Genomic DNA, 1,325 nt, shown 5'->3' with positions numbered 1-1,325 from the left:
TAAAAGTATTTTATTTCTCCATAATGCTGGAGAAAGTGAGGGAATTGAGTTAACACATCCAGTGATACTTAACAGAGCTATACAACTCAATAGTTTTAAGATTTTCTTCATTATTCCCCTCTTTCAATGGATTTATTTACAATAAAAAAGCTCATAAGCCTGTTGATATTTCCTGTCACCGCTGCTTAAAACAACGGTGAACAATATTGAGATGATTGGTTGAGAAAACAATCCCACCATTCCAAGCAAAGGCAAGGATGGCGGATTGTTGATCATCACAAGCAAGACTTAAGGCTTGCATTCAGGTGCATTTTTATATTTTTTACAAAAAGGGCTGTTTAAGCGCTTCTTGACACTGGGCCTCGGGATCACAGCACCTGGACGACATATGGGAAGGTTTTCGGCTTTATGATTCTCGCACCAAGTCCCCCTCCCCACTTTATCACGGAAACCAGCCTGAACCATACAAGCATAAATTGTTGCCTTTTGATTAAAGCTGCGATTATCATTCTCTGGATCCGCATCAATAAGGCTTGGCATTCCACATTCTAACAAGGCTTTTCCTGCCTCTGTCAAATCTGCTCCTGGCTTCTCCCACGCAGTCACATACCCTGGAGCAGGTTTGTTAAACTGACATCCAGCGATACTCAATAGAGTTATCGCACTTAATAATTTTAAGGTTTGTTTCATTTTTTACTCCTTAAAGGGACTTGTTCTAAATGAGATGTGCTATAAAACTTTTGGCATTTATAACCCACATCTCCAAGACAAGTATGGGAACTTATGGGATTTGTAGCNACTCCTTAAAGGGACTTGTTCTAAATGAGATGTGCTATAAAACTTTTGGCATTTATAACCCACATCTCCAAGACAAGTATGGGAACTTATGGGATTTGTAGCCACTCTCCACCATTCTTTCCACCAGTTACTGCCAGCAGGTATTGTCTCGTAGGTATAGCCATTGCCGCCAATAATTCTGCTGACAAAGTCGTATCTATTCCCATTAAAGCCAACAGTGGTTTGTTTGCCGTCACTCACATAACCTAACAGACCGGATGCAACTAAAACATTAAAGGCTGGTCCATAGAGATTGATAGTCGTGTTTTCGTTGGCTATACCGTGAACACCTTCTTGTTTGAAAGAATTCAGCATATTCCCCAATGTCATTGTCCCGCGACTATGTCCATAAAGTTCTAATCCTGTAAGACCATAGCTATACATCAAATCTTTTGCTTCTTGTGTTAAATTGGTCAAACCCCAAAAGTTATTTTCCATAAACTTCTGATAGCCCGCGACTAGAAGTTCTGAGATAGCAGAATCGGCTT

Annotated in this window: 3 protein-coding genes; all 3 read right to left on the bottom strand. The window is 40.2% G+C overall.

Features of this window, described 5'->3' with window-relative positions; translation table 11 throughout:
• Window positions 1–175: 175 nt before the first annotated feature.
• Window positions 176–301 carry a hypothetical protein gene (locus tag ACFIKN_RS07355; RefSeq protein WP_375658154.1) on the bottom strand — a complete coding sequence of 42 codons (126 nt, stop codon included), beginning with the start codon at window positions 299–301 and terminating at the stop codon, window positions 176–178.
• Window positions 289–690 (bottom strand): hypothetical protein, encoded by a 402-nt coding sequence (locus tag ACFIKN_RS07350; protein ID WP_375626849.1) that lies wholly within the window; start codon window positions 688–690, stop codon window positions 289–291. Before ACFIKN_RS07350 ends, ACFIKN_RS07355 begins: the two co-directional genes overlap by 13 nt.
• 57 nt (window positions 691–747) lie before the next feature.
• Window positions 748–1,325 (bottom strand): filamentous hemagglutinin (locus ACFIKN_RS07345; protein WP_375658153.1); only part of this gene is annotated, 578 nt, incomplete at its 5' end.

It is taken from the genome of Bartonella sp. CL436QHHD (assembly GCF_042195105.1).
Lineage (GTDB): Bacteria > Pseudomonadota > Alphaproteobacteria > Rhizobiales > Rhizobiaceae > Bartonella.
This window is presented reverse-complemented; position numbering and strand designations above follow the sequence as displayed.

Bases quoted from the DNA above. Each gene is read 5' to 3' on its own strand.
- ACFIKN_RS07355 (WP_375658154.1), bottom strand. From the start codon at position 301: ATGCAAGCCTTAAGTCTTGCTTGTGATGATCAACAATCCGCCATCCTT.
- ACFIKN_RS07350 (WP_375626849.1), bottom strand. From the start codon at position 690: ATGAAACAAACCTTAAAATTATTAAGTGCGATAACTCTATTGAGTATC.